Here is a 25612-nt window from a genome sequence, read left to right as displayed (position 1 = left end):
TTCCTCATTAAGCCACACCCCCCGCTACGATTAGCGGGGCAAGAAACTTGACGAGCTTTGCAGATAGTCAAAGAACCATCTGATGATGAAACTGAATTGCGGGATAAGCTGCGACTTTTGCCAGTCATCGCTTTTTGAAAAACCGGTAAAGGTATCCAGGAAGAACAGAATGGCGGAGACGATCAGTACGCCACGCAAGGCGCCAAAGCAGATCCCCAACACCCTGTCTGTACCCGACAGGCCGGTTTTTTGCACCAGTGCGCTAATCACATAATTGACTATCGCACCGACAATCAGCGTCGCGATAAACAGCACCGCGATAGCTATCCCATTACGTACCAGTTCGTCTTCAAAGCCAGTGAACCAGACTGACAGATAAGTGTAGTAATGACTGGCGACAAAGAAAGCACATCCCCAGGTCACAAGCGATAACGCTTCCTTCACAAACCCACGTATTACGCTTACCAGACAAGAAAAACCGATAACCGCAATGATGGCGTAATCTATCCAGACCATGAAAAAATCTCGTGATAAATTGCCCTGACGTCCAGTTCGGGGCGAATTCTAACAGAAAAAGAAAACGTTTGCGTAGGGATTTCCTTCCCCCGCGTAAATAAATAATGGCGTTGAAAAAAGCATCAACGCCATTAAAAAAGTGCCTGTTTTGCCTTCACTCCAGTGGAGAGAAGCGACGATGTGCCGTCGTTTTTCCCCTCACCCTAACCCTCTCCCCAGAGGGGCGAGGGAACAGCATGGTGCGATATTTTTCCCTTCACCCGAACCCTCTCCCAAAAGGGGTGAGGGAATAGCTCAGTGCAATCTCTTTCCCCCTCTCCCTTCCAGGGAGAGGGCCGGGGTGAGGGTCAGGCCACTAGCGCGGCGAGTAATTCATCACCACGCCGTTCAGGCCAGAAAGCGAATTCAGCTCGCCCAGCGAAGACTTCAGCTTATCCTTCGAGGCATCCGGCCCGACCAGAATACGGGTAATTTTCCCCTGCACAGGCGTGGTCGGCGAGGTGTAAACCTTGAACCCGGCCCCGCGCAGTTTACCAACAATTTCATTCACTTTGTCCGCATTTTTCAATGCGCCAAGCTGCACCACATAGGCTTGCCCGGTCGGTGCTTTGTCGGCTGGTTTTTCCGTCTTCGTCGGTTGTTCTGAGGCCATGGCAAGCTGCTGCCCGGTGTTATCATTGGCGGCAGGTTTAGGCTGCGGTTTTTCCACCGGCTTAGGCTTTGGTTTTTCCTGCACGGGCTGCGGCTTAGGCTGTTCGCGCGCGACAGGCACTTCGTCAACGCCCGCCGAGCCTTCATTCGGGATAGCCCCGCTGTTCAGCCCTGGCGGTACCGAAGCGCCCGCCCTTACCTCTTCCGCCGCGCCTTCCGGCGGCTGCGCTGGCAGAGCCTGAGTAGCCGCTGGCAGCATATCTGGCTCGTCACTGTCCCCTGGTTTTGGCACCAAAGGAATGGCGGCGAACTCGTCCTGATAATGTTTTTTCTGCCCGTCCAACAGACCCGGCAGCACAATAACGCCCAGTGCGACCAGAATAATGGTTCCGACTAATCGGTTTTGAAACTTACTCGCCACCTGCTCTCCCCGCGTCCAGTACTTCCATTACATGGGCCACCGTGTGGAACGAACCACACACCAGCACGGTATCTTCGGCCGTCGCTTCCGCCATGGCTGCATGCCATGCATCCGCCACGGTTGCAAATGTTCTGCCGTGACCAAGATGAGCCATAAGCTGCTCTGCGCTTGCGCCTCGCGGCCCTTCCAGCGGAGCACAATACCAGCTATCGACCTGAGGCGACAAACAGGCAAGCGTTCCGGCTATGTCTTTATCGTGTAGCATGCCAATCACCGCCAGCACGCGTCCCTGTTTTGGTAACACTGCCAGGCGACCCGCAAGATAAGCCGCCGCATGAGGATTATGGGCAACATCAAGAATCACGCGTGGTGCCTGAGACACAATCTGGAAGCGCCCCGGCAGCGTGGCATGCTCAATGCCATAGCGTATCGCGTTTTCACTCACGTTCAGTTTGCTGGCACGTAAAGCAGCCAGCGCCGTGGCGGCATTGGGCTGAGGAACCAACGGCAGCGGCAGGTTTTTCAGCTCGCCATGTCCGTCCCGGAATGTCCAGCCAGTGGCACTCACCTCATAATCCCAGTCAACGCCGCGACGCATTAGCTGTGCGCCCTTCTCCCGCGCCACATCGGCAATTGTCTGCGGCATATCCGGCTCACCCACAATCGCCGGATTATCTCGACGGAAAACGCCGGCTTTTTCGCGGCCAATGCTCTCACGATCCGGGCCAAGCCAGTCGGTGTGATCGAGCGCGATGCTGGTCACCACGGCCACATCGGAATCCACAATATTGGTGGCATCCAGACGCCCGCCAAGGCCGACCTCAAGAATTACCACGTCTACCGCCTGCTGTTTAAACAATAGCAAGGCCGAGAGCGTTCCGTATTCAAAATAAGTTAAGGAAATATCTTCGCGAGCGGCCTCTATTTCGGCAAACGAAGCGGTATGCAGGCCTTCAGGCAACTCTTCGCCCTGAATGCGAACGCGCTCGGTGTAACGCACCAGATGCGGGGAACTATAAACCCCTACGCGATAGCCATCGGCCATCAGCACGGTTTCAAGCGTACGGCAGGTTGTGCCTTTCCCGTTCGTACCCGCCACGGTGAAAACAGTAGGCGCAGGTTTCAGGACATCGAGCTTGCGCGCAACGTTGCTGATGCGCTCAAGGCCCATATCGATAGTGGTGGAATGAAGGTTTTCAAGATAGCAAAGCCACGTGGCCAGGGGCGACGTGGCTTGAGGAATAAGGTCTTTGTCCATGATGCCCACTTAACATGCACATAAAGAAAAGGGCAGAACCTGCTGGCCTGCCCTTAGTTGCGAATCAGGCCTCTTGACCCTGTTCCGGTGCTGGCGGAACCACAATCGGTTCACGCGGGGCTTCCGGATTTGGCGCCGGCAGATTCATAAACTTCGCCAGAATGCTCGCCAGTTTCAGGCGCATTTCCGGACGACGAACGATCATGTCGATAGCACCTTTTTCGATCAGGAACTCACTGCGCTGGAAGCCCGGCGGCAGTTTCTCACGAACGGTCTGCTCAATAACGCGTGGACCAGCAAAGCCAATCAGCGCTTTCGGCTCGGCGATGTTCAGGTCACCCAGCATCGCGAAGCTTGCGGAAACGCCGCCCATGGTTGGGTCAGTCAGCACGGAGATGTATGGCAGACCGCGTTCCTGCATTTTTGCCAGCGCAGCGCTGGTTTTCGCCATCTGCATCAGCGACATCAGCGCTTCCTGCATACGCGCCCCGCCGGAAGCGGAGAAGCAGACCATCGGGCAGTTGTCTTCCAGCGCCTGCTCAACGGCACGAACAAAACGCGCGCCAACTACGGAGCCCATTGAACCGCCCATAAAGGCGAACTCGAAGGCCGCAGCCACAACTGGCATACCGTGCAGGGTGCCTTTCATGACAACCAGCGCGTCTTTCTCGCCGGTCTCTTTCTGTGCGCTAACCAGACGATCTTTGTACTTCTTGGAGTCACGGAACTTCAGCAAATCTTTTGGCTCAAGCTCGCTCCCCAATTCCACCATTGTGCCTTCATCTAACAGGCTATGCAGGCGATCGCGGGCCGACATACGCATGTGGTGATCGCACTTAGGGCAGACGCCAAGATTGCGTTCCAGCTCGGCGCGGTACAGGACCTGGCCGCAGCTGTCGCACTTGGTCCACACCCCTTCAGGGATGCTCGCCTTGCGGGTGGGAGTAATATTGCTCTTATTGAGAATTCGTTCAATCCAGCTCATTGATGACCTTTCTGCTTGAACCTGGTCGATACCAGCTTTTCTGCGGCAGTTTTCCCTGCCCCAGACCATAAATGGTGCTCATTAAAACACAACGGCCCGCGACTTTGGATAAAAAAGTGGTCGAACCGCTGCCACGTATTATTTTGACTGCCGCGACGCCGCGCGTTTGTGGCGGATAACCTCCACCACGCCAGGCAGTATCGACACCACGATAATTGCCACAATCAGCAGCTTCAGGTTTTCCTGTACCACCGGCAGGTTACCGAACAGGTAGCCCGCGTAGGTGAACAGCAAGACCCACAGCAGTGCGCCGACGACGTTATAGATCGCAAAATGGCGATAGGACATATGCCCCATCCCGGCGACAAACGGTGCGAAGGTTCGCACAATCGGCACGAAGCGCGCGAGGATAATCGTTTTTCCGCCGTAACGCTCGTAAAATGCGTGAGTTTTATCGAGATAACTGCGGCGGAAGATTTTGGAATTCGGATTACTGAACAACTTCTCGCCAAACAGCCGCCCGATAGTGTAGTTCACCGCATCGCCGATGATGGCGGCAATCACCATCAAAATGACCATGTAATGCACGTTAAGGTCGTTGGTTTCCAGCGACGCCAGCGCACCCGCCACAAACAGCAGTGAATCACCCGGTAAGAACGGCGTCACCACCAGCCCGGTTTCGCAGAACAAAATCAGGAACAGAATAGCGTAAACCCAGACGCCGTATTGTGCCACCAGCTCGGCCAGATGCACGTCGATATGCAAAATGAAGTCGATGATAAAACGGATGAAATCCATCAAAGTTTCCTTTCTTAAGCAGCAATCAATCGGCTAAAAAAAGCGGCCCCATCGGCAGACACGGCAGCGCAAAGTGGTCGGGGTAATCCACCGACACCAGGTACAGCCCTTCCGCCTTCGCGGTGGCAGCGGCCTTAGTGCGGTCTTTCATTGCCAGCAAATCGGCCATCCAGGTTTCTGCCTGGTTGCCACAGCCGACTTCCATCAGGCTGCCGACGATATTACGCACCATATGGTGCACAAAAGCGTTGGCCTTAATGTCCACCACGATGTAAGAACCATAGCGGTTCACCGTAATGTGCATCATATTGCGCCATGGGGTGCGGGACTGGCACTGCACCGCACGGAACGAGGTAAAGTCATTTTCCCCCAGCAGGCTCTGCGCGGCGCGGTGCATTTTATCCGCATCCAGAGGCAGGTGAAAATGGGTTACGCCCTGCTGCAAAACGGCCGGACGCAGGCGATGATTATAAATCACGTAGCGATAGCGGCGGGCTGTGGCGCTAAACCGGGCATGGAACTCAGACGGCACATCTTTTACCCAGCGCACGGCGATGTCGCCAGGCAAATTCGTATTTACACCCATCGTCCAGGCCGCATCTTTACGCACGGCGCTGGTTTCAAAATGCACTACCTGGCCCGTGGCATGAACGCCCGCATCTGTGCGCCCTGCGCAGAACACGTTAATCGGCTCATTGGCTACCTGAGACAGCGCTTTTTCCAGCTTTTCCTGCACGCTGCGCACTTCGTTCTGGCGCTGCCAGCCGTAATATTTACTGCCGTCGTACTCAATGCCGAGCGCGATTTTATGATGCGGAATTTCGCTTAGCACTTCGGACATCAGTACATATACTCCTGCACCAGTTTCTCAGCGGTTTTGATCGCCATCAGCGCGCCGCCAAAGCGAACGTTGTCGGCGACCGACCAGAACTGGATTTGCTCCGGCATGCCATAATCGTTGTGCACGCAACCAATAGAAAGATGGCCACTGCCGGATGCATCCGCCACCTGAGTCGGGAATTCGCCCTCTTCAGACAGCTCAATATCTTCTGCCTGAGCAAACGCATCGCGGGCTTCTTCTGCCGCCAGCGGGCGCAGCGCTTCAAAGTTGACGATTTGCGCATGGCCGTAGAACACCGGTGACTGCACAAGGCTGGCGGAGATCATCAAGCCGTCGTCCTGCAGCACTTTACGCACTTCATTCACCAGGCGACGCTCTTCCCGCACGCTGCCTTCGGCGTCCGGCACCAGCGGCAACATGTTGAACGCCAGCTGGCGGCCAAACAGATCTTCTTCATCAATAGGAATGCCGTTCAGCAGACGGGCGCTTTGCCCGGCCAGCGCATCGACGGCCACTTTACCGCGCGCAGAAGCAGACAGCAGGCTGGTTACCTGAATACGCGACAGGCCACCCTGCTCAATCAGCGGTTTTAACGCGCTCAGTAGCTGGCTGGTCAGGCTGTCCGCCACGGCCACCAGATTACGGTTACGGTAATCGCCCAGCACGAACGGGTTCACATCCGGCACAACCAGCGGCACGTCCGGCTCGAGCGAGAAAAGACCGCTGGAGTCAATCACCAGACAGCCCGCGTTGGTCGCTTCTTCCACATAGCGAGCGGAGGCTTCAACGCCCGCGACGAAGAACGCCAGTTGAGCCTGCGTCCAGTCAAACTCTGCCGCGTCCTGGACCAGGATGGTTTTGCCTTCATAACGCAGGTTTTCACCGGCGCTCTCGCCGCGCGCCAGGGCATACAATTCACCAACCGGGAACTGACGTTCAGCAAGCAGTTCAAGCAAAGCTGAGCCTACGGCACCGGTGGCGCCTAAAACGGCAATATTCCAGCCTTCGGACATGTTGGTTTACTCCAGAAAATAGAACAGATGCTCCCCAGGACATCGCCCAGGGAGCCAGAAGATATTGCTTAGCGAAGCGGGTGATGTGCCGCGCTAAAGCCAAGTTTTTGCAGCATGCTTGCCGCGTCAGCATCATCACACTGCACGTACAGCGATGACCACTCGCGACGCTCCAGATAGTTTTTACGCAGCTTGTCGAATTCGCCAGGCTGACCGGCTACCTTCCGCAGCGGCGCGTCATCGCGGCGCACATCATACACCAGATGCACCAGTCTTTTGAGCGTGGGCTGATCGAGCGGGCCTGCCAGCGTAATGCGGCCAAACTCCGGCGCGGGCAGCAGTGAATCCAGCGCCACTTTCTGAGACTGGCCGATAAAATCGCTAAAGGCTTCAAAGACCTGAGTGGTACCACGAGCCTTACCTTCAAGCGTGTAGCCCGCAATGTGCGCCGTGCCAATATCTACCTTGTCGAGCAACTCGACGTTGAGATCCGGCTCCGGCTCCCAGACGTCCAGCACAACGCTGAGATTCTGACCTGCTTTTAAGCATTTCAGCAATGCGTTGTTGTCCACCACCGGGCCACGACAGGCATTAATCAGAATAGCGCCAGACTTCAGGCGGCTAATCAGCGCCTCGTCCGCCAGATGCAGCGTTTTGTACTCGCCGGATTTAAACAGCGGCGTATGGAAGGTGATGACGTCTGCTTCCTGCACCAGGGTTTCCAGCGAAACGAAATTGCCTTCGTCACCGCGATCGGCGCGCGGCGGATCGCACAGTAAGGTGCGCACGCCCCAGGCTTCCAGACGCGCCTGAAGACGGGAACCCACGTTACCGACGCCGACGATGCCGACTGTCCTGTCTTTCAGCTCAAAACCATCTCGTTCGGCAAGCATCAATAAGGAGGAGAACACATACTCAACCACGGCAATCGCGTTGCATCCTGGAGCGGCAGAGAAAGCGACTCCTGCGCTTTGCAAATACGCTTCATCAACGTGATCGGTTCCGGCCGTAGCCGTCCCGACAAATTTGATCCCTTTACCGTCCAGCAGTTCGGCATTCACTTTGGTGACCGAACGAACCATCAACGCGTCAGCATCCGTTAACGCATCCACCGGAATCGGACGCCCCGGCACGGCAGTCACCTCGCCCAGGCGGCTGAAAAGTTCGCGGGCGTAGGGCATATTTTCATCAACGAGGATTTTCACCTGAGTACCTGTCTGTTAATCGTCGAGATAAGGCCGGATAGTGTGCCATAATCTGACGTCCGGGCATAACGAACTACTTGCGAATGTTTTGTCGCACTTAAGGATCATTTAATAATGCAACCCATTCAGGGCGCCACGCCGCGTCCTCCGGGGGAACCTCCCTCCGCCCCTTCCGCCGCCGGCGAACAGCCGCTTTCCACCCAGCAACGTACCGTGCTGGAGCGTTTGATCACCCGGATCATTGCACTTAGCCAGCAGCAGAGCGCTGAAGTGTGGGCGGGCCTTAAGCACGATCTGGGCCTCAAAAGCGAGACACCGCTGCTGTCCCGGCATTTTCCTGCCGCTGAGCAAAACCTGAATCAGCGCCTGACCAACGCGCAAACCACGCTGGCAACGCGTCAGATCATTCAGCAACTGAGCGATTTGCTGCCTCAGGGCAATAACCGCCAGGCGGTGAGCGACTTTATCCGCCAGCAGTTTGGCCAGACGGCGCTGAGCCAGCTCACGCCGGACCAGCTCAAAACAGTGCTGACGCTGCTGCAAAACAACCAGCTAGCTATTCCTCAGCCGCAGCAGCGCCCGGCCACCGACCGCCCGCTCCTGCCTGCCGAGCACAACAGCCTGAACCAGCTTGTCACCAAACTAGCCGCAGCAACGGGCGAGTCCGGCAAGCAAATCTGGCAGTCAATGCTGGAACTTTCCGGCGTGAAAACCGGCGAACTCATTCCGGCTAAGCATTTTGCTTTGCTGACAACCTGGCTCCAGGCCAGGCAAACGCTTAGCCAGCAGTCCACCCCTACTTTGCACAGCGTACAGGCTGCACTGAAGCAGCCGCTTGAGCCGCAGGAGTGGAAAGAGATGGTGGATTACAGCCAGCAGCGCTTCCAGGCCACGCCGCAAACGGTACTGACGACCGCGCAGGTGCAGGACATTCTCAATCAGGTGTTTTTAAAACGTGCCGAGCGTCAGCCAGCCACGATTGAAGTGCGTGATATTCAGCCAATCTACAACCCGATGTTTAGCGCAATTATCGAGCCGATTAAGGCGCTAAGCGCGAGACCGGGCCTGGCGTTAATTGCGCTGGTCGTGGTGATGATTTTGCTCTGGCTGGTGATCTAAATGCGAGGGAGAAAACAAAAGCCATTGGAAACATTGTTTATTCCCTCTCCCTTACAGGGAGAGGGTACTTAAAGCTACTTCCTGAACGCCACCAGCGTCACGGCAATCCCCAGAACCGCAGAAATTGCCCCGGCCATAAATACCGACGAATAGCCCATAGACGTTGCCAGAATTCCGGCCAGCGGCCCGGTGACACCGTATGAAATATCCTGGAAAGCGGCATAGCCGCCCAGCGCCGTGCCGCGTACCTGAGGCGGAACACGTTTAACCACTTCAACGCCAAGCGCGGGGAATATAAGCGAACAGCCACAGCCGGTCAGCGCCGCACCCAGCAGCGCGGTCCAGGCTCCAGGCGCGTGCCAGAGTAGCAGCAAGCCCACGGTTTCAACCGCAAGGGAAAACAGCGCCACGCGCACGCCGCCGTAGCGATCGGGCATCCAGCCAAACAACACACGCACCAGCACAAAAGCGCCGCCGAAAGCCGTCAATGTGAAGCCTGCATGGGCCCAGCCGTTTGCGGCAAAATAGAGTGAAACAAAGGTGCCGATAACCGCAAAGCCGACGCCCTGCAGCGCGAGACCCAGCCCAGGCTGCCAGATAAGCCCGATCACGGTCAGTAACGAAGGCCGATCACCTTTATGGGCGGGAACGGGTTTCACGGTGCCGTTAAACAGCAACCCAATCAGCGGCAAAGCAATGGTTGTCACGCCCAGAGCCACAAACCCCCACTGGCTGTTAAGCATCAGACCCAGCGGTGCACCAGCAGCCAGCGCGCCGTAAATCGCCATCCCGTTCCAGGACATCACCTTGCCCGAACGCCCCGGGCCAACCAGCCCTAATCCCCAGGTCAGGTTACCTGTCAGCAGCTGGCTTTCACCAAAGCCAAGAATCAGTCGCCCAACGATCAGCAAGACAAACTTCACCGCTGGCTCTACCGGCAATAGCGCGGCGAGCAGGTAGGCTGCGCCCGCAAGTCCGCAGGCAAACATCCCTTGCAGGACGGAACGTTTAGCCCCCATCTGGTCAGCGAGTCGCCCCGCGTAACCCCGGGTTAATACGGTGGCGAGAAACTGAATGCCCACAGCCACGCCAACCATCATGTTGCCGTAGCCCAGCTGCTGGTGAACAAAAAGCGGAATAACGGGCAGCGGCAGGCCAACCGTCATATAGGTCAGAAAGACCGCAAAGGTAATTCTGAAAAGCGATGTATTTGCCGATTTCGACGTTTTAAGACTGGAATCAGGTACTGCAGACATACTGCTTACTCCATAAATTCAGAGCAAGGCGCAAGTTAACCCGCGCCCTTGCCTCTGAGTGTTCAGATGACAGGGTGCGTTGGTTAACGTTAAACGCTTACGCATTATCAATAATGATAATGGAGGGGAATGCATAGTGCCTTCCGGTTAATCGGCTGTCAATGCTGAACAATGGGCAAAAAAATGGGGCACCCGCAGGCACCCCATTCTGAATCATTGTGGTAATTAAGCGTTAAGCTTACGCATCACCAACGTGGCGTTAGTGCCGCCGAAACCGAAGCTGTTGGACATCACGGTGGTCAGCGTTGCATCGGTCGCTTTAGTGACGATGTTCAGGCCTGCGGCCTGCTCGTCCAGCTCTTCCACGTTGATGCTTGGCGCGATGAAACCGTGCTCCAGCATCAGCAGAGAATAGATGGCTTCCTGTACGCCCGCGGCACCCAGAGAGTGGCCGGTCATAGCTTTGGTCGCGGAAATCGCCGGGCTGTGGTCAGCGAACACTTCACGAATCGCACCCAGCTCTTTCACGTCGCCTACCGGAGTAGAAGTACCGTGGGAGTTCAGATAGTCGATTGGGGTATCAACGCCGTGCATCGCCATCTTCATGCAGCGCACCGCGCCTTCGCCGGATGGGGCAACCATGTCTGCGCCGTCTGACGTTGCGCCGTAGCCAACGATCTCAGCGTAGATGTGCGCGCCACGAGCCAGCGCGTGCTCCAGTTCTTCAACCACAACCATACCGCCGCCGCCCGCGATGACGAAGCCGTCACGGTGCGCGTCATAGGTACGGGAAGCTTTTTCTGGCGTTTCGTTGTACTTGGTGGACAGCGCGCCCATCGCATCGAACTCACACGCCATTTCCCAGCCCAGCTCTTCGCCGCCGCCGGCAAAGACGATGTCTTGTTTGCCAAGCTGAATCTGCTCTACTGCGTTACCGATGCAGTGGGCGGAAGTCGCACAAGCGGAGCTGATGGAGTAGTTCACACCGTGAATTTTGAATGGGGTTGCCAGGCAAGCAGAAACTGCGGAGCCCATGGCTTTGGTCACCACGTAAGGCCCCACGGCTTTCAGACCGCGTGGGCTACGCATAGCGTCAGCACCAAAGACCTGTGCTTTAGAAGAGCCGCCGGAACCGGCAATCAGACCAACGCGTGGGTTGTTCTGATAAACCTCTTCGCTCAGGCCAGCATCGGCAATCGCTTCACGCATAGAAAGATAGGCATAGATAGAGGCATCGTTCATGAAACGAACCACTTTACGGTCGATCAAACCGGTGGTATCCAGCTTGACGTTACCCCAGATGTGGCTACGCATTCCCGCGTCTTTAAACTCTTCCGAGAAAGTGATCCCTGAGCGTCCTTCTCGCAGAGATGCCAGGACTTCCTGCTGGTTATTACCAATGCTGGAAACAATGCCCAGGCCAGTAATCACTGCACGTTTCATTCAAATACCTCGTTCACTGCACTATGTAGGATTTCGTGTCGCACAATAGCGTACAGTTGTAAGCCGAACAAGTCCGATCAGCCAAATTGTGCGGAAATTTGCGCCGCTCCGCTCGCACCGTTATGATCGAGCCACTGCCTGTCAGACGAGCAACTTACGTGAAACATTCCCCTATACAATCCGCCAACCTCGGTTTTAACGAAGAAGGTACACCTGTATCCCGAGATTTTGACGACGTTTACTTCTCTAACGATAACGGACTGGAAGAGACGCGTTACGTGTTCCTCGGCGGAAACCATCTCCCTGAACGCTTTGCAACCCACGAAAGACCGCTTTTTGTGGTGGCGGAAAGTGGGTTTGGCACCGGCCTTAACTTTTTGACTTTATGGCAGGCGTTCGATGAATTTTGTGTGAAACATGAAGATGCCTGCTTAAAACGGCTGCATTTTATCAGTTTTGAAAAATTTCCCCTGACCGCCGCCGATCTGACGCTGGCCCATCAGCACTGGCCAGAACTAAGTCGCTTCGCCACCGAGCTTCAGCAACAATGGCCGCTGCCGATTCCCGGCTGCCACCGCCTTCTGCTGGACAACGGCCGCATCACGCTTGACCTGTGGTTTGGCGATATTAACGAGCTGATATCTCAGTTAGATGACACCCTTAATCAGCAGGTCGATGCCTGGTTCCTGGATGGCTTCGCACCCTCTAAAAACCCGGATATGTGGACGCCACAGCTCTTTCAGGCCATGGTTCGCATGGCTCGCCCCGGCGGCACGCTGGCGACCTTTACCTCCGCAGGCTTTGTGCGCCGTGGGTTGATTGAAGCGGGCTTCACCGTGACACGCAGCAAAGGGTTTGGGCGAAAACGCGAAATGCTCGTAGGTTCTTTACAGCACCCCGTGGATACCCCTGACCGCACGCCCTGGTACGCTCGCCCTGGCACAAGTGAACGTGAAACCGCGATTGTTGGCGGCGGCATTGCCAGTGCCCTGCTCGCCCTGGCGCTGCTGCGTCGAGGCTGGAAAATCACCCTGTATTGCGAGGATGAAGCTCCAGCCCAGGGCGCTTCCGGCAACCGCCAGGGGGCACTTTACCCACTGCTAACCGCGCATGATGCGGCGCTAACCACCTTTTTCCCGGCGGCATTCACCTTCGCGCGCCGCCTGTACGATGCCCTTCCGGTAACCTTTGATCATGCCTGGTGCGGCGTAACCCAGCTCGCGTGGGATGAAAAGAGCGCCCATAAAATCGAACAGATGCTCGGCCTGGGTTTGCCAGACTTGTTGGCGAAGGCCGTCGATGCTGAAACGGTGGCGGAAACCTGTGGCGTGGACACCCAATGCGGTGGCATTAGCTATCTGCTGGGCGGCTGGCTCTACCCGGCACAGCTTACCGCTGGCGCACTGGCGCTGGCTGAACAGCAAGGGTTGAAGATTCAATATGGGCACCGGGTGGCCGATTTAACACCCGAGAACGGCGGCTGGAAGATTGGTTTTGCTCAACAGCAAGTAGCTCGCCACGCCGCTGTCGTCCTGGCCAATGGACATCAAATCAGCCGGTTTACACAGACGCAAAACCTGCCGGTATATTCAGTAGGTGGCCAGGTCAGCCATATTCCTACCACACCGGGCTTAAGCCAGCTCCGCCAGGTGCTGTGCTACGACGGCTACCTGACGCCGGTCAACCCGCAAAACCAGCAACATTGCATTGGCGCCAGTTATCATCGTGGCCAGGATGAAATGGCCTGGAACGAAGAAGATCAACAGCATAATCGCCAGCGCCTGCTCGACTGCCTGCCACAGGCCGAATGGGCAAAAGAAGTGGACGTTTCAGCGAACGAAGCCCGCTGCGGCGTACGCTGTGCTTCCCGCGACCATTTGCCAATGGTAGGCAGCGTACCTGATTACGAAGCCACACTGGAGCAATATGCCGGGCTTGCGGAGGAACGTGAAAACGCAGAGCCAGCACCGATTTACCGCAACCTTTATATGCTGGGCGCACTGGGTTCACGCGGGCTGTGCAGCGCGCCGCTGGCCTCAGAGATTCTGGCGGCGCAGATGAGTGAAGAACCTATTCCGCTGGATGCCGCCACGCTCGCGGCGCTGAACCCAAACCGGCTTTGGGTGAGAAAATTATTGAAAGGCAAAGCGGTAAAATGATGTTCCCCTCATCAACTCCTCTGTAATGCTTTTATCCCCTCTCCCTTTTAGGGAGAGGGTTAGGGTGAGGGTCAGTCTTAAAACTTCGCCTTCTCGAAAAGCGTATCCCACATACCCAGCACCAGCGCCTGATCGCGTGGCGACAGCTCACCGGCCTGAATTGCCTTTTGCAGGCTATCGCTCACCACCACATGCAGCGCGTCTGGCGTATGGTCATTGCCGTTTTCCAGTTCGGCTACCGCCAGCGTCAGGTGCCCACGCAGATAACCGCTGGCAAACAGGTCGTCGTCACTGACGTGCTCCACCATCTCATCAATCAACGCCAAAATACGTGACTCAAATTCCGCGATCATCATACATCCTCTTCATACAGGTGATTTTTAGTTTAGGTCTTCTGGCCAGGCAAACTGCCCGGCTTCGAGCGCAGGGGTGCCATAATACGCCCTTAACGCGTCAATCAAACGGGCTGGGCGCACTGGGATCCCTTCTTTCAGATAAGTCATAACCTGGGCATGAACCCGGCGCTGAAACGCAATGCGGTCAGGCTCAAAGTCGCCGCTCAGGTTGTCGCAGCTGACGTTAAACGGGAAGCCCGCGGCGGTGCTGAGCATCCACTCCAGCGCCTGCGGCTTCACTTCCACGTCTTCGAACTTGCCCTGAGTTTCGGCGTCGCGGCCGTCCGGGCAATACCAGTAGCCGAAGTCCACCAGCTTCCGACGCTCTGCACCCGCCACGCACCAGTGGGAGATTTCATGCATTCCGCTGGCGTAATAGCCGTGCGCGAAGACGATGCGGTTATACGGCAGTTCGTCATCCGCAGGCAGATAGATCGGCTCGTCATCGCCCTTGATCAGGCGGGTATTAAACTCTGCCAGGAAGCAGCTATCGAACACGTCAATCAGTTCCTGGTAATGGTGCTGTTTACTCATGGTGACATCATTCATTTCAGGCTATCCCTAACCAATGGAGAATTTCCGCTCCGTGGCTGTCATACAGCAACTTGGTGCTCATCACCGCCGAAACGACGACGATCATCGGGCGAATCAGCTGCTGCCCTTTACTTAAGACGAGGCGCGAACCCGCCCTCGCCCCTAAAAATTGCCCGGCCATCATCACAAAGCCGGTGCCCCAAATTACCTTGCCACCGATGATAAACAGCAGCAGCCCGCCAAGGTTTGACGTAGCGTTCAGGACTTTCGCGTGGGCGGTAGATTTGGCGAGATTGAAGCCACAAAGCGTCACAAAAGCGAGGGCGTAAAACGACCCGGCGCCGGGGCCAAAGAAGCCATCATAAAAACCGACGCAGCCCCCGGCAATTAATGCGAACGGCAAACCGTGCAGGCGGCGCTGCCGGTCTTCTTCCCCGAGCTTTGGCATCAGCAGAAAATAAAGCCCGATACCGATAATCAGCAGCGGCAGAATCTGGCGCAAAATATCGGACTTCACGTGCTGTACCAACAATGCGCCGCAGGTGGAGCCGATAAACGTCATCAGAATATTGAGTTTCTGGTCGGCAAGGCTGACCACCTTGCGGCGAATAAAATAGAGAGAGGCTGAAACCGACCCGCCGCAGGCCTGAAGCTTGTTGGTTGCCAGAGCCTGAGCCGGAGACATACCCGCCGCCAGCAAGGCCGGGACCGTCAGTAACCCACCGCCGCCCGCAAGGGCATCAATAAACCCGGCAAGCATGGCGACGAAAAACAGCGCCACCAGCAGCAGCGGGGAAACCATAAACCATTCCATTTAGAGAACGTGCTCATCCAGTAATGCCTGACAGGAGGCGGGTAAAGGCGGTGGGGTTGTCTTTTTCGGTGGCGTGCTGCCTGGCGCAGGCGGCACGAACCAGCTTTGCAGCTCGGCACCACAGCCGTCTCCCGGAGGAGGCAGAGGCTGATCCTCACATTCCAGGCTGTTGGCCGGGCAGCGCAGGCGAACGTGCATGTGGGCGCGGTGGGCAAACCACGGACGCACCTTACGCAGCCAGTCACGGTCAGCCCCCGCATCTTCACAAAGCCGCTGCTTAATAGCCGGGTTCACGAAGATACGCGTCACTTCATTATCTTTTGCCGCGAGCTTAATCAGGCTATCGATTTCTGGTTTCCACAGCGACGGCACCACGCGTTTGCCGTCGGCAGCGACTAAGTCCAGCGCCTGAGGACGCAACAACTGCGCCGACGTCCAGCGAGTTTTTGGCAACTGCAGGAAGATATCGACATCAAGCCCGGTCTGATGACTGGCGTGGCCGGAGCTAAAACGCCCACCTGCCGCCATGCCCATGTCGCCAATCAATACCGTGCCCAGGCCGAGCTGCTTGACCTGATTACTCAGGCGCTGAATAAACATCACCAGATCGGGATGACCAAAGTAGCGACGCTGATCCGGGCGCATCACCTGATAGCGGGCATCTTCAAGCGGCAACGCGTGAGCCCCCACGATGCAGCCGTTGGAAAACGCACCGATAGACTGCGCGCTTCCGGCTATCGGGTGGTCAATCTTTTGCCACGGCGTAGCCGCTAAAACCTGAGCGCTGGCGGCCAGCGCCAGCATCCCGATCAGATGTTTTTTCATCGTCTTACCAGCGAGGCAGCGGGGAAGATACGTCAGCGTTCTGAGCGCGCTGGCGCAGCAGGTGATCCATCAGCACGATAGCCAGCATTGCTTCTGCGATCGGCACTGCGCGGATCCCCACGCAAGGATCGTGACGCCCGCGGGTGATCATCTCCACTTCTTCGCCTTCGCGATTAATGGTTTTACCCGGCACGGTAATACTGGAAGTTGGTTTCAGGGCCATGTTGGCCACGATCTGCTGGCCGCTGCTGATGCCGCCCAGAATGCCGCCCGCATGGTTGCTCTGGAAACCTTGCTGGGTGATTTCGTCCCGGTTTTGGCTGCCACGCAGGTTAACCACGCCGAAGCCCTCGCCGATTTCCACGCCTTTCACCGCGTTGATGCTCATCAGCGCGTGGGCAATGTCTGCGTCCAGGCGGTCAAAGACCGGCTCACCGAGGCCCGGCGGCACGTTGTCAGCCACAACGGTCACTTTAGCGCCGATGGAGTCGCCCTCTTTTTTCAGGCCCCGCATCAGCTCATCCAACGCTTCGATTTTATCCGGGTCCGGGCAGAAGAACGGGTTCTGCTCAACCTGATCCCAGTCTTTCATTTCCAGCGGGATATCGCCCATCTGTGTCAGGCAGCCGCGAATTTTAATGCCGAATTTCTGCTCAAGGTATTTCTTGGCAATGGCGCCTGCTGCAACCCGCATAGCGGTTTCGCGCGCGGAAGAACGGCCACCGCCGCGATAGTCACGCAGGCCGTATTTTTGTTCGTAGGTGTAATCCGCGTGCCCCGGACGGAACACGTCTTTGATAGCGCTGTAATCCTGGGAACGCTGATCGGTGTTTTCAATCAGCAGGCCAATGCTCGTACCGGTCGTCACACCTTCAAACACGCCGGAGAGAATTTTGACCTGGTCAGGTTCACGGCGTTGAGTAGTGTAACGCGAGGTGCCCGGGCGGCGGCGATCGAGATCGTGCTGCAGGTCGGCTTCGGTCAGCGGGATGCCCGGCGGCACGCCGTCAACAATGCAACCCAGCGCGATGCCGTGAGATTCACCAAATGTCGTTACTCGAAAAACCTGTCCAATACTGTTACCAGCCATCACGGCTCCTTAATCACCGTTCTAGTTATTGTGTTGTGCGCGGGAAGTAAAACGAGCCCGAAGGCTCGTCTACGTTCGGCAATTAATCTTTGTAGATACTGAAGTACTCTCGAGCGTCAATCAGCTGCGCTTTCGTCAGCATAAATACGCCGTCTCCGCCGTTGTCGAACTCAAGCCAGGTAAACGGCACCTCCGGGTACTGCTCCATCAGGTGTACCATGCTGTTCCCGACTTCACAAATCAGGATCCCGCCGTCGGCCAGGTAATCCGGCGCACAGCCAAGAATACGACGAGCCAGCTTCAGGCCATCGCTGCCGGCCGCCAGGCCCAGCTCCGGTTCGAAGTGGTATTCGCCCGGCAGATCCGCCATATCTTCTTCATCAACGTACGGCGGATTCGTGACAATCACGTCGTACTGCACTTTAGGCAGGTCGCGGAACAGGTCAGAGCGAATCGGCGTGACGTTGTGGTCCAGGCCGTGCTCGGCAATGTTCTGCTCGGCCACGGCAATAGCGTCAGGGGAAATATCAACGATATCCACTTCCGCATTCGGGAATTCATAGGCGCAGGCAATCCCGATGCAGCCGCTGCCGGTGCACATATCCAGAATGTGCTGTGGTTCATGGTCGATCATCCCGGCAAAGCGGTTATTAATCAGTTCCCCAATCGGCGAACGCGGAACCAGCACACGTTCGTCCACGTAAAACTCGTGGCCGCAGAACCAGGCTTTATTGGTCAGGTAGGCAACCGGAATACGTTCGTTGACGCGACGAATCACGCGTTCAACGATGCGGTGGCGCTCGCTTGGGGTCAGACGCGCGGTGCGCATGTCCTCAGGAATATCCAGCGGCAGGTACAGGCTTGGCAGAACCAGCTGAACGGCTTCATCCCATGGATTGTCGGTGCCGTGCCCATACCAGATGTTGGCGGCGCTAAAGCGGCTGACCGACCAGCGCAGCATGTCCTGAATGGTATGCAGCTCGTTTACTGCCTCATCGACGAAAATTTTATCCACGTGCCCTCCGCAGGCGACTCACGCTAGTTCAATAATAATCGGTTAGTTTGCCATGAAGGAGGCGACAAATCAGCATTCATCAACGTCAGGAGGCCGTGAAATTTGCGTTTTCTTTATTGCTGCCGGGGAAAGCAGGTAAACTGCCCGCAAAGCGAATGCGAGATGAGAGAAACATGAAAAAGAAATCACCGCTCAGTTCCGAAGATGAGGCGCTGTTTCGCGGCCTGATGGGCGGCACCAAAAAACTGGCTCAGGACACGATCGTCCACCGCCCGGTGCGCAAAAAAATAACGGAAGTGCCCGTGAAGCGTCTGCTGCAGGAGCAGGCCGATGCCAGCCACTATTTTTCCGATGAATTCCAGCCGCGCCTGGCGACCGAAGGGCCAATGCGCTATGTACGTGAAGGTGTGAGCCATTTTGAGCTAAAAAAACTGCGTCGCGGGGATTACTCACCGGAGCTGTTTCTTGATTTGCACGGCCTGACCCAGCTTCATGCAAAACAGGAGCTGGGTGCGCTGATTGCCGCCTGCCGTCGCGAGCATGTCTTCTGTGCCTGTGTGATGCACGGCCACGGTAAACACGTCCTTAAACAGCAAACGCCGCTGTGGCTGGCGCAGCATCCGCATATTGTGGCGTTTCATCAGGCACCGAAAGAGTACGGCGGCGATGCCGCGCTGCTGGTGCTGATTGAGATTGAGGAGTGGCAGCCGCCGGAGTTGCCGTAAATTCAGCGCAAGAGATTGCCCTCCCCCCGGCCCTCTCCCAGAGGGAGAGGGGGAAAACAAGCCGTGGATGTAGACTTCACCAGGAAAAGGAAAAAGACACCGGGCAGTCCCCTCGCCCCCCAGGGGAGAGGGTTAGGGTGAGGGGAAAAATTCTCAGCACCTTAAACGCAAAAAGAGCCGCTCTCGCGACTCTTTTTTCATGCTCACAGCAATCAGATAGCCTTAGCCACCTTGAAGTTACAGGGGCTCATCTGCCAGTTAAACACACCTTTACCGGTATCCGGGTCCAGCGTGACGTTGGCAATGGCCGACGTGGTAAACATCGGCGGAGCCTCTTCCGGGCAAAGCTCGGAAACAAGGTAACCGACCAGCGGCAGGTGGGAAACCACCAGCGCAGATTCAACACCTTCACTCGCCAGCGCCAGCAGGTAATCCCCCACCAGGCCCACATCACCACAAGGCCGCAGCTCTGGCAGGATGTCTTCTTTTTCCGGGAGGTTCAGCGCTTCCCGCACCACGTCCAGGGTCTGTTCAGCTCGCAGGTAAGGGCTCACCAGAACACGTTCGATACTTGCCACTTGACCCGTTAACCAGGTCGCCATCAGACGGGACTCATCACACCCACATTGGGTTAAGGGACGAACCGAGTCGCTGGCAGCATCGAGTGCTGCGTCGCCGTGACGCATGATAAAAACTTGCATATTGCACCGCTTTTGTTAACCAGGAACGCCTGAACCCACACGCTGAAAAAGTGGGGTTCACGGCAGCCGGGCATTGTGCCTTATCCGTACATCGAATGAAACGCTGTCTTTTACCTCAATGCTGCAAGTATAGTCAATATCTGTTTACAAAATGACCTTGCAGCGCACATTTACCGGTTTTAGCTCAGCGCTTCGTCAAGCTCGGTCACTGATTGCACCCTGGGCGCAGGCCAGAAACTAAGCTGTTGTTCAGCCATAATAATCAGCCTGTCACAGGGCTTGAAACGCTCCCCGTACTGGCCCGCTAAACGCTGCAGTTTTGCCACCACATCGGCGGCTCCCAGGCTGTCCATATACCTGAACGGCCCGCCTAAAAACGGCGGAAAACCTATGCCGAAAACGCCACCAATATCACCGTCACGCGCGCTTCTGACTACGCCTTCATCAAGGCAACGAGCGGCCTCGTTGAGCATCATCATGACGCAGCGCTCGGCTATCTGCTCCGGGGTCTGACGCCCGTTCGGCGTAACGCCTAACAGCGTGTAAATCGCTGTATCAGGCTGTTTCTTGCTTTTACGCCCTTTTGCCGGATAAAGATAGAAACCACGACCATTTTTTCTTCCTTTGCGATCGTCCTTCAAGATTGCATCCACGCTATCAGGCGCGGCAAAGCGATCGCCGAAGGCCTGCTGTAGAATCGGGATAATCTTCGTGCCGACGTCTATCCCAACCTCATCCAACAATTGTACCGGCCCCACCGGGAAACCAAACTTCACCAACGCGTCGTCAATACGCTCAATCGGCTCACCTTCCGTGAGGCAGCGCAGCGCTTCATTAACATAAGGTGCAAGAATGCGATTGACGTAAAACCCGGCGCTGTCGCCCACCACAATCGGCGTTTTTCCCTGTTTTTTCGCCAGCTGTACGGTGGTGGAAATGGTTTCCGCACTGGTGCCCGCGTGAGGAATCACTTCTACCAGCGGCATTTTGTCCACCGGGCTGAAGAAATGCAGGCCGATAACCTGCTGCGGACGGGCTGCCTGAGCGGCAATGTCGGCAATCGGCAACGATGAAGTATTCGAGGCAAAAACAGTGTGTGGCGCGGCATATTGCTCCACTTCAGCCACCATTTTTTGCTTCAGCGCCAAATCTTCAAACACGGCTTCCACCACAATATCTCGCTGGCTAAAGCCGTGGTAATCGGTTCCACCGGAGATACGTGCCAGCTCGCGCTGGCGTTCGGCAGGCTTCATATGGCGGCGGCGGACTTTCTTGTCCAGCAGATCCCAGCTGTATTTCAGCGCGTGGTTAATGCCTTCGTTGTTAATGTCCTTAATGCGCACCGGAAGCTTACCTTTGGTGGCCGTCACATAGGCAATCCCGCCGCCCATCAACCCGCCCCCCAGCACGCCAACAGAATTTAGTTTGCCGGGCTTCGCTTCGCCCCCGTACTCTTTTTTCAACTCCGTACTGGCGAAGAACAGGCCGCGCAAGGCGGCAGATTCAGAGGACATAGCCAGCTCACCGAACGCTTTTGCCTCGGCCTCATAGCCGCTTTTGCTCCCCTGCTCCAGCCCGGTGCGGATAACGTCGATAATGCGTCCCGTTGCCGGATAATTACCCTGCGTCTTTTCTTCGGTCTTCTTGCTGACCAGCCTGAACAACAAAGAGCGCCCGAGCGGCCCGGCAAGCACGCGTTCTTTTACCGGCAGTTCACGGGAAGGCTTTCTCCCTTTAAGCGCCAGCTCAACGGCGGCCTCAAGCAAAATAGATTCGGGCACCACGTCATCTACCAGGCCCAGCTTCAGCGCCTGGCGCGGGCGCAGTTGCTTACCGGTTAAAATCATGTCCAGCGCATTGCTGACGCCTATCAGACGAGGTAAACGCTGAGTGCCGCCCGAGCCCGGCAGCAGGCCCAGTTGCACTTCCGGCAGGCCAAGCAGCGTTTTAGGTGAATCGGTACAAATTCGGGTATGGCAGGCAAGCGCCATTTCCAGGCCACCGCCCAGACAGGCACCGTGAATCGCGGCCACTACCGGTATCGGCAGCGCGGCAATTTCCGCCATGATCTGCTGCCCCTGCCGCGCCAGCTCTTGTGCTTCTTCAGCCGTTTTGCAGCCCGCGATCATATTGATGTCGGCCCCGGCGATAAAGTTGTCCGGCTTGCCGGAGATAAACACCAGCCCCTGCACGCTCGGGTTGTCACGCAGTTTTTTAATAATGCTGTGTACCTGTGCGCCAAACTCGGCCTTCAGGGTATTCATTTTTTCGCCCGGAACGTCGATGGTCACTACGGCAACGTTATCCAGCCGGATGTGTAAATCGAATGCGCCTTGCTGTGCCATCACTCCACCTCCAGAACCATTGCCGCACCAAGCCCACCCGCCGCACACGCGGTAACGAGACCAAAACCGCCCCCACGGCGACGCAGTTCATGCAGCGTTTGGGTAATCATCCTTGCGCCAGTCGCCGCAAACGGATGCCCATAGGCAATCGACCCACCCAGCACGTTAAATTTCGCGTCATCGACTTCGCCTGTGGCGTGCGCCCGGCCCAGCACATTGCGAGCAAAGTTTTCACTGGAAAGCATTTTCAGGTTGGCTAACGTCTGCGCGGCAAACGCTTCATGCATATCAAACAAGGTTAAATCGTTCAGCGTGATCCCGGCACGCTCAAGCGCCAGCGGCGTCGCCCAGGCAGGGCCAAGCAGCATGTCCTGCCAGACATCAATGGCGGTAAACGCGTAGCTGCGCAGGAAGCCGAGCGGCTTGAGGCCAAGCTCTTTTGCCCGGGATTCGGTCATCAGGATCACGGCCGCAGCGCCGTCCGTCAGCGGTGTACTGTTCGCCGCAGTCACGGTGCCGTGCTTGCGGTCAAACGCCGGACGCAATTTTGCATAATCGGCGAGGCTTGAGCCTTTACGCACGTTGTTATCTTCGGCAAACGGCTGGCGATAGGGAGGAATAAACGCCGTCATCACTTCATCAGCCAGCTTCCCTTCCTGCCAGGCCTGGGCGGCACGCTCGTGAGAACGGTGCGCCAGCGCGTCCTGCTGTTCGCGAGTGATGCCGTGAGTTTTCGCCATTTGCTCAGCGGTGTCGCCCATACGCAGACCGGTAGAGTATTCAGCCACGGCGGGAGGCACAGGTAACAGATCGCGGGGACGTAATTTGGAAAACAGTTTCAGGCGCTGCCCGAGCGTGCGCGCTTTGTTCACATCCACCAGCGTGCGGCCCAGCTTTTTGCTGACGCCAATAGGCAGCACTGAAGAGGAATCTGCCCCACCTGCAATCCCGGCACGAATGGTACCGGCCATCAAGCTTTCGGCCACGTTTGCAACGGCCTGGAAACTTGTGGCGCAGGCACGGCTGACGCTGTAGGCATCAGTATGGACGCTCATGCCGGTCGCCAGCACGATTTCACGGGCAATGTTTGGCGCTTCCGGCATTTGTACCACCTGGCCAAACACCAGTTGTTCAATTGCTTCGGGCGGCACTTCACTGCGGGCCATCAGCTCGCTCACCACCATATTGCCGAGATCGACGGCGGGAATACCATGGAAAGCCGTGGCCTGACGGGCAAACGGTGTACGTAAACCACTGACAATGGCAATACGATCGCCCTGGCGGGTAATCAACGGCAGTGCCTGACTCATAACGCTCCCCTGCTAAAAAAGTGAATACAGACAAAAAGTGGTCTGACCTGATCACAGTCTTAACTAAAAATTCACATCCAGCCAACTGGCGGGCGAGAAAAATGGGAGAAGCGACACGAATTATTACATAACAAAATGAACTCCCCCGCTTTATGCGAGGGAATTGGAGGGGGGGAACTTAACGCAGACCGAGTTGGAAGATCATCGTTTCAGCCTGGCAGCTAAACTGGAAATCGATATCCAGCTGCACGCCGTCGGCGACTTCGGTGTAGCGCGGCGTAATCTGGCAAGGTTCGGATTCAACTTCACGAGCCTTAGCGGTTAACGCAGCCAGAACGTCATCAGCCTCTGTTTTGCTAGCAAATACACGGCTGTAGGAGGCAATGCAATCTGTGTTGTCGATAATAGAACCGACATCAATGCAGCAGCAAACCGGGGTTTCATCGGCGGTATTTTTACTCATCACGCTTTCCTCTGTAATGCGGCTTAAAAAAGGAGAATGGTTAAAATAATTGTGGCTATTTTACGCCCGCCGTTGCATCTGCTCCAGTTGATAATCCTCACAAAACCGACAAGTGACGGAAATCACACTTAAAAATGATCTAAAACAAATAACATCCCCCATCCGGAAGGAAGTTCCCCCAGAATTTGCCAACCAGATCCCGTTTTCAAGATCAAATATGAAAAACTTTAGAAACAAACTTGCAACATCCTCGCTGGTCAGACCTATACTCACGCCACTGGTCTGATTTCTCTGTACCCGATCAGTCCCTACTATTCGCGCTCCTGTTACGGTATGTAACATTGTTTGCATAAAAATAAATCAATGAGGTTTTGGTCATGAGCCAGAAAAACCTGTTTACAAAGTCAGCCCTCGCGGTTGCAGTGGCAATAGTCTCCTCCCAGGCGTACGCCGCCGGCTTTCAATTAAACGAGTTCTCTTCCTCTGGCCTTGGCCGAGCGTATTCGGGGGAAGGTGCAGTTGCGGATAATGCGGGTTCAGCAAGCCGCAACCCCGCTACCATCATGATGTTTGATCGCCCTTCTTTCTCTGCAGGTGCGATCTTCGTTGACCCGGACGTTGATATCTCCGGTACATCACGCACGGGTAAAAGCACCGATGCGAAAAACATCGCGCCAACCGCATGGGTTCCTAACCTGCACTTTGTTGCGCCGATTAACGATCAGTTTGGCTGGGGTGCTTCCGTCACCTCGAACTACGGCCTGGCCACCGAATATAACGACAGCTACACCGCTGGCTCTGTGGGAGGGACAACCGACCTGACCACCCTGAACCTGAACCTGAGCGGTGCCTACCGCCTGAACAGCAACTGGAGCTTCGGTCTGGGCTTCGATGCTGTTTATGCAAAAGCGAAGATTGAGCGCTATGCGGGCGACCTGCCGCAGTTGATTGCTGGCAACCCAGCGTCTCCACTGACGCCGGCTCAACGTCAGGCTATTGGCACTCTTCCAGCCAATACTCAGATAGCCCACCTGAAGGGTGATAAATGGGGCTTCGGCTGGAACGCCGGTATCCTTTATGAAATTGATAAAAACAACCGCTACGGTTTTACCTACCGTTCAGAAGTGAAAGTTGACTTTGACGGCGACTATAAGAGCAGCCTGCCGGCAGCCTATAACCCGCTGCTGTCTGGCTTTGGCCTGCCTTCAGGCACCAATGGTCAAACCGTTCCAGGTTCTCTGAGCCTGCACCTGCCAGAAATGTGGGAACTGTCCGGCTATAACAAAGTGGCGCCGCAATGGGCCATCCACTATAGCCTGACCTACACCAGCTGGAGCCAGTTCCAGGAGCTGAAAGCAACCGGCAGCAACGGCCAGACGCTGTTCTATAAAGATGAAGGCTTCAAAGATGCTTACCGCATCGCGCTGGGTACCACCTACTACATGGACGACAACTGGACGTTCCGTACCGGTATCGCGTTCGATGACAGCCCGGTGCCGGCTAACAAGCGTTCTATCTCCATTCCGGACCAGGATCGCCTGTGGCTGAGCGCCGGTACCACCTATGCGTTTAATAAAGACGCGTCTGTGGACGTAGGTGTTTCCTACATGCACGGCCAGAAAGTCACCATCGAAGAAGGCCCATACACCTTCAAATCTGAAGGTAAAGCCTGGCTGTACGGCGCTAACTTTAACTACGCGTTCTAAGTTACTGCCCCAAAACGTAAAGCG

At 56.2% G+C, this 25612-nt stretch carries 24 protein-coding genes; 4 read left to right on the top strand and 20 right to left on the bottom strand.

All coding sequences use genetic code 11. The annotated features are described in order from the left end of the window. Nucleotides 1-30: 30 nt before the first annotated feature. The 8 genes from cvpA to pdxB all read right to left on the bottom strand — a co-directional run bounded on the left by cvpA (nt 31) and on the right by pdxB (nt 7688). Complete coding sequence (cvpA, locus tag B9Y90_RS00615) at nt 31-516, bottom strand: colicin V production protein (protein WP_039295575.1); 486 nt, start codon at nt 514-516, stop codon at nt 31-33. A gap of 355 nt (nt 517-871) precedes the next feature. Further along, a complete protein-coding gene (gene dedD, locus B9Y90_RS00610) occupies nt 872-1588 on the bottom strand; it encodes a cell division protein DedD (protein WP_039295579.1) in 717 nt (238 codons plus the stop codon). Next, nucleotides 1578-2846 carry a bifunctional tetrahydrofolate synthase/dihydrofolate synthase gene (folC, locus tag B9Y90_RS00605; RefSeq protein ID WP_085539988.1) on the bottom strand — a complete coding sequence of 423 codons (1269 nt, stop codon included), beginning with the start codon at nt 2844-2846 and terminating at the stop codon, nt 1578-1580. The genes dedD and folC overlap by 11 nt, the downstream gene beginning before the upstream one ends. Nucleotides 2847-2910: 64 nt before the next feature. Continuing rightward, nucleotides 2911-3831 carry an acetyl-CoA carboxylase, carboxyltransferase subunit beta gene (gene accD / locus B9Y90_RS00600; RefSeq protein WP_008459714.1) on the bottom strand — a complete coding sequence of 307 codons (921 nt, stop codon included), beginning with the start codon at nt 3829-3831 and terminating at the stop codon, nt 2911-2913. 138 nt (nt 3832-3969) lie between these two features. Next, entirely contained in the window at nt 3970-4629 is a 660-nt protein-coding gene (locus B9Y90_RS00595) for a DedA family protein (protein ID WP_085539895.1), read from the bottom strand. A 25-nt stretch (nt 4630-4654) separates the two neighbouring features. Then, nucleotides 4655-5470 carry a tRNA pseudouridine(38-40) synthase TruA gene (gene truA, locus B9Y90_RS00590; protein WP_085539894.1) on the bottom strand — a complete coding sequence of 272 codons (816 nt, stop codon included), beginning with the start codon at nt 5468-5470 and terminating at the stop codon, nt 4655-4657. After that, a complete protein-coding gene (locus B9Y90_RS00585; protein WP_085539893.1) occupies nt 5470-6483 on the bottom strand; it encodes an aspartate-semialdehyde dehydrogenase in 1014 nt (337 codons plus the stop codon). The genes truA and B9Y90_RS00585 overlap by 1 nt, the downstream gene beginning before the upstream one ends. Before the next feature lie 68 nt (nt 6484-6551). After that, entirely contained in the window at nt 6552-7688 is a 1137-nt protein-coding gene (gene pdxB / locus B9Y90_RS00580; protein ID WP_085539892.1) for a 4-phosphoerythronate dehydrogenase PdxB, read from the bottom strand. Nucleotides 7689-7802: 114 nt separating this feature from the next. Here pdxB and flk point away from each other — a divergent pair, with 114 nt between their 5' ends. After that, nucleotides 7803-8807 carry a flagella biosynthesis regulator Flk gene (gene flk / locus B9Y90_RS00575; RefSeq protein WP_085539891.1) on the top strand — a complete coding sequence of 335 codons (1005 nt, stop codon included), beginning with the start codon at nt 7803-7805 and terminating at the stop codon, nt 8805-8807. Nucleotides 8808-8881: 74 nt separating this feature from the next. On the opposite strand, the gene B9Y90_RS00570 is transcribed toward flk, so the two are convergent. Both B9Y90_RS00570 and fabB read right to left on the bottom strand, forming a co-directional pair. Further along, nucleotides 8882-10063 (bottom strand): MFS transporter, encoded by a 1182-nt coding sequence (locus tag B9Y90_RS00570; RefSeq protein ID WP_085539890.1) that lies wholly within the window; start codon nt 10061-10063, stop codon nt 8882-8884. A gap of 225 nt (nt 10064-10288) precedes the next feature. Beyond that, on the bottom strand, nt 10289-11506 hold the full coding sequence (gene fabB / locus B9Y90_RS00565; protein WP_039295603.1) for a beta-ketoacyl-ACP synthase I: 1218 nt from the start codon (nt 11504-11506) through the stop codon (nt 10289-10291). A 158-nt stretch (nt 11507-11664) separates the two neighbouring features. Between fabB and mnmC the strand changes: the two genes are divergently transcribed. Continuing rightward, nucleotides 11665-13665, top strand: coding sequence for a bifunctional tRNA (5-methylaminomethyl-2-thiouridine)(34)-methyltransferase MnmC2/FAD-dependent 5-carboxymethylaminomethyl-2-thiouridine(34) oxidoreductase MnmC1 (mnmC, locus tag B9Y90_RS00560; RefSeq protein ID WP_085539987.1), 2001 nt, complete (start codon nt 11665-11667; stop codon nt 13663-13665). Between the two features lie 77 nt (nt 13666-13742). Here mnmC and B9Y90_RS00555 read toward each other — a convergent pair whose 3' ends face one another. From B9Y90_RS00555 to prmB, 6 genes are all read right to left on the bottom strand, one after another. After that, the gene (locus B9Y90_RS00555) at nt 13743-14018 is read right to left on the bottom strand and encodes a YfcL family protein (RefSeq protein ID WP_085539889.1); all 276 of its coding nucleotides are present in this window, start codon (nt 14016-14018) and stop codon (nt 13743-13745) included. Between the two features lie 27 nt (nt 14019-14045). Then, complete coding sequence (locus tag B9Y90_RS00550; protein ID WP_085539986.1) at nt 14046-14594, bottom strand: elongation factor P hydroxylase; 549 nt, start codon at nt 14592-14594, stop codon at nt 14046-14048. Between the two features lie 16 nt (nt 14595-14610). Then, nucleotides 14611-15408, bottom strand: coding sequence for a sulfite exporter TauE/SafE family protein (locus B9Y90_RS00545; RefSeq protein WP_039295611.1), 798 nt, complete (start codon nt 15406-15408; stop codon nt 14611-14613). Then, nucleotides 15409-16233 (bottom strand): penicillin-insensitive murein endopeptidase, encoded by an 825-nt coding sequence (mepA, locus tag B9Y90_RS00540; protein WP_085539888.1) that lies wholly within the window; start codon nt 16231-16233, stop codon nt 15409-15411. 4 nt (nt 16234-16237) lie between these two features. Beyond that, entirely contained in the window at nt 16238-17323 is a 1086-nt protein-coding gene (aroC, locus tag B9Y90_RS00535) for a chorismate synthase (RefSeq protein WP_045781864.1), read from the bottom strand. A gap of 82 nt (nt 17324-17405) precedes the next feature. Further along, on the bottom strand, nt 17406-18338 hold the full coding sequence (gene prmB / locus B9Y90_RS00530; protein ID WP_008459683.1) for a 50S ribosomal protein L3 N(5)-glutamine methyltransferase: 933 nt from the start codon (nt 18336-18338) through the stop codon (nt 17406-17408). 173 nt (nt 18339-18511) lie between these two features. Between prmB and smrB the strand changes: the two genes are divergently transcribed. Next, nucleotides 18512-19063, top strand: a complete 552-nt coding sequence (gene smrB / locus B9Y90_RS00525; RefSeq protein WP_085539985.1) for an endonuclease SmrB — start codon at nt 18512-18514, stop codon at nt 19061-19063. 212 nt (nt 19064-19275) lie between these two features. Here smrB and sixA read toward each other — a convergent pair whose 3' ends face one another. The 4 genes from sixA to B9Y90_RS00505 all read right to left on the bottom strand — a co-directional run bounded on the left by sixA (nt 19276) and on the right by B9Y90_RS00505 (nt 23882). Next, entirely contained in the window at nt 19276-19764 is a 489-nt protein-coding gene (gene sixA, locus B9Y90_RS00520; RefSeq protein ID WP_039295618.1) for a phosphohistidine phosphatase SixA, read from the bottom strand. 179 nt (nt 19765-19943) lie between these two features. Then, nucleotides 19944-22109 (bottom strand): fatty acid oxidation complex subunit alpha FadJ, encoded by a 2166-nt coding sequence (gene fadJ / locus B9Y90_RS00515; RefSeq protein WP_085539887.1) that lies wholly within the window; start codon nt 22107-22109, stop codon nt 19944-19946. Further along, nucleotides 22109-23419, bottom strand: a complete 1311-nt coding sequence (fadI, locus tag B9Y90_RS00510; RefSeq protein ID WP_008459679.1) for an acetyl-CoA C-acyltransferase FadI — start codon at nt 23417-23419, stop codon at nt 22109-22111. The genes fadJ and fadI overlap by 1 nt, the downstream gene beginning before the upstream one ends. A gap of 178 nt (nt 23420-23597) precedes the next feature. Next, entirely contained in the window at nt 23598-23882 is a 285-nt protein-coding gene (locus tag B9Y90_RS00505) for a YfcZ/YiiS family protein (RefSeq protein ID WP_039295622.1), read from the bottom strand. A 377-nt stretch (nt 23883-24259) separates the two neighbouring features. Between B9Y90_RS00505 and fadL the strand changes: the two genes are divergently transcribed. After that, nucleotides 24260-25588, top strand: coding sequence for a long-chain fatty acid transporter FadL (gene fadL, locus B9Y90_RS00495; RefSeq protein ID WP_085539886.1), 1329 nt, complete (start codon nt 24260-24262; stop codon nt 25586-25588). The last annotated feature ends 24 nt before the right edge of the window (nt 25589-25612 follow it).

It is taken from the genome of Cedecea sp. NFIX57 (assembly GCF_900177785.1).
In the GTDB taxonomy this organism is placed as follows: domain Bacteria; phylum Pseudomonadota; class Gammaproteobacteria; order Enterobacterales; family Enterobacteriaceae; genus Cedecea; species Cedecea neteri_C.
The sequence above is the reverse complement of the archived record's forward strand: the minus strand, read 5'-3'. Positions and strand labels throughout refer to the sequence as shown.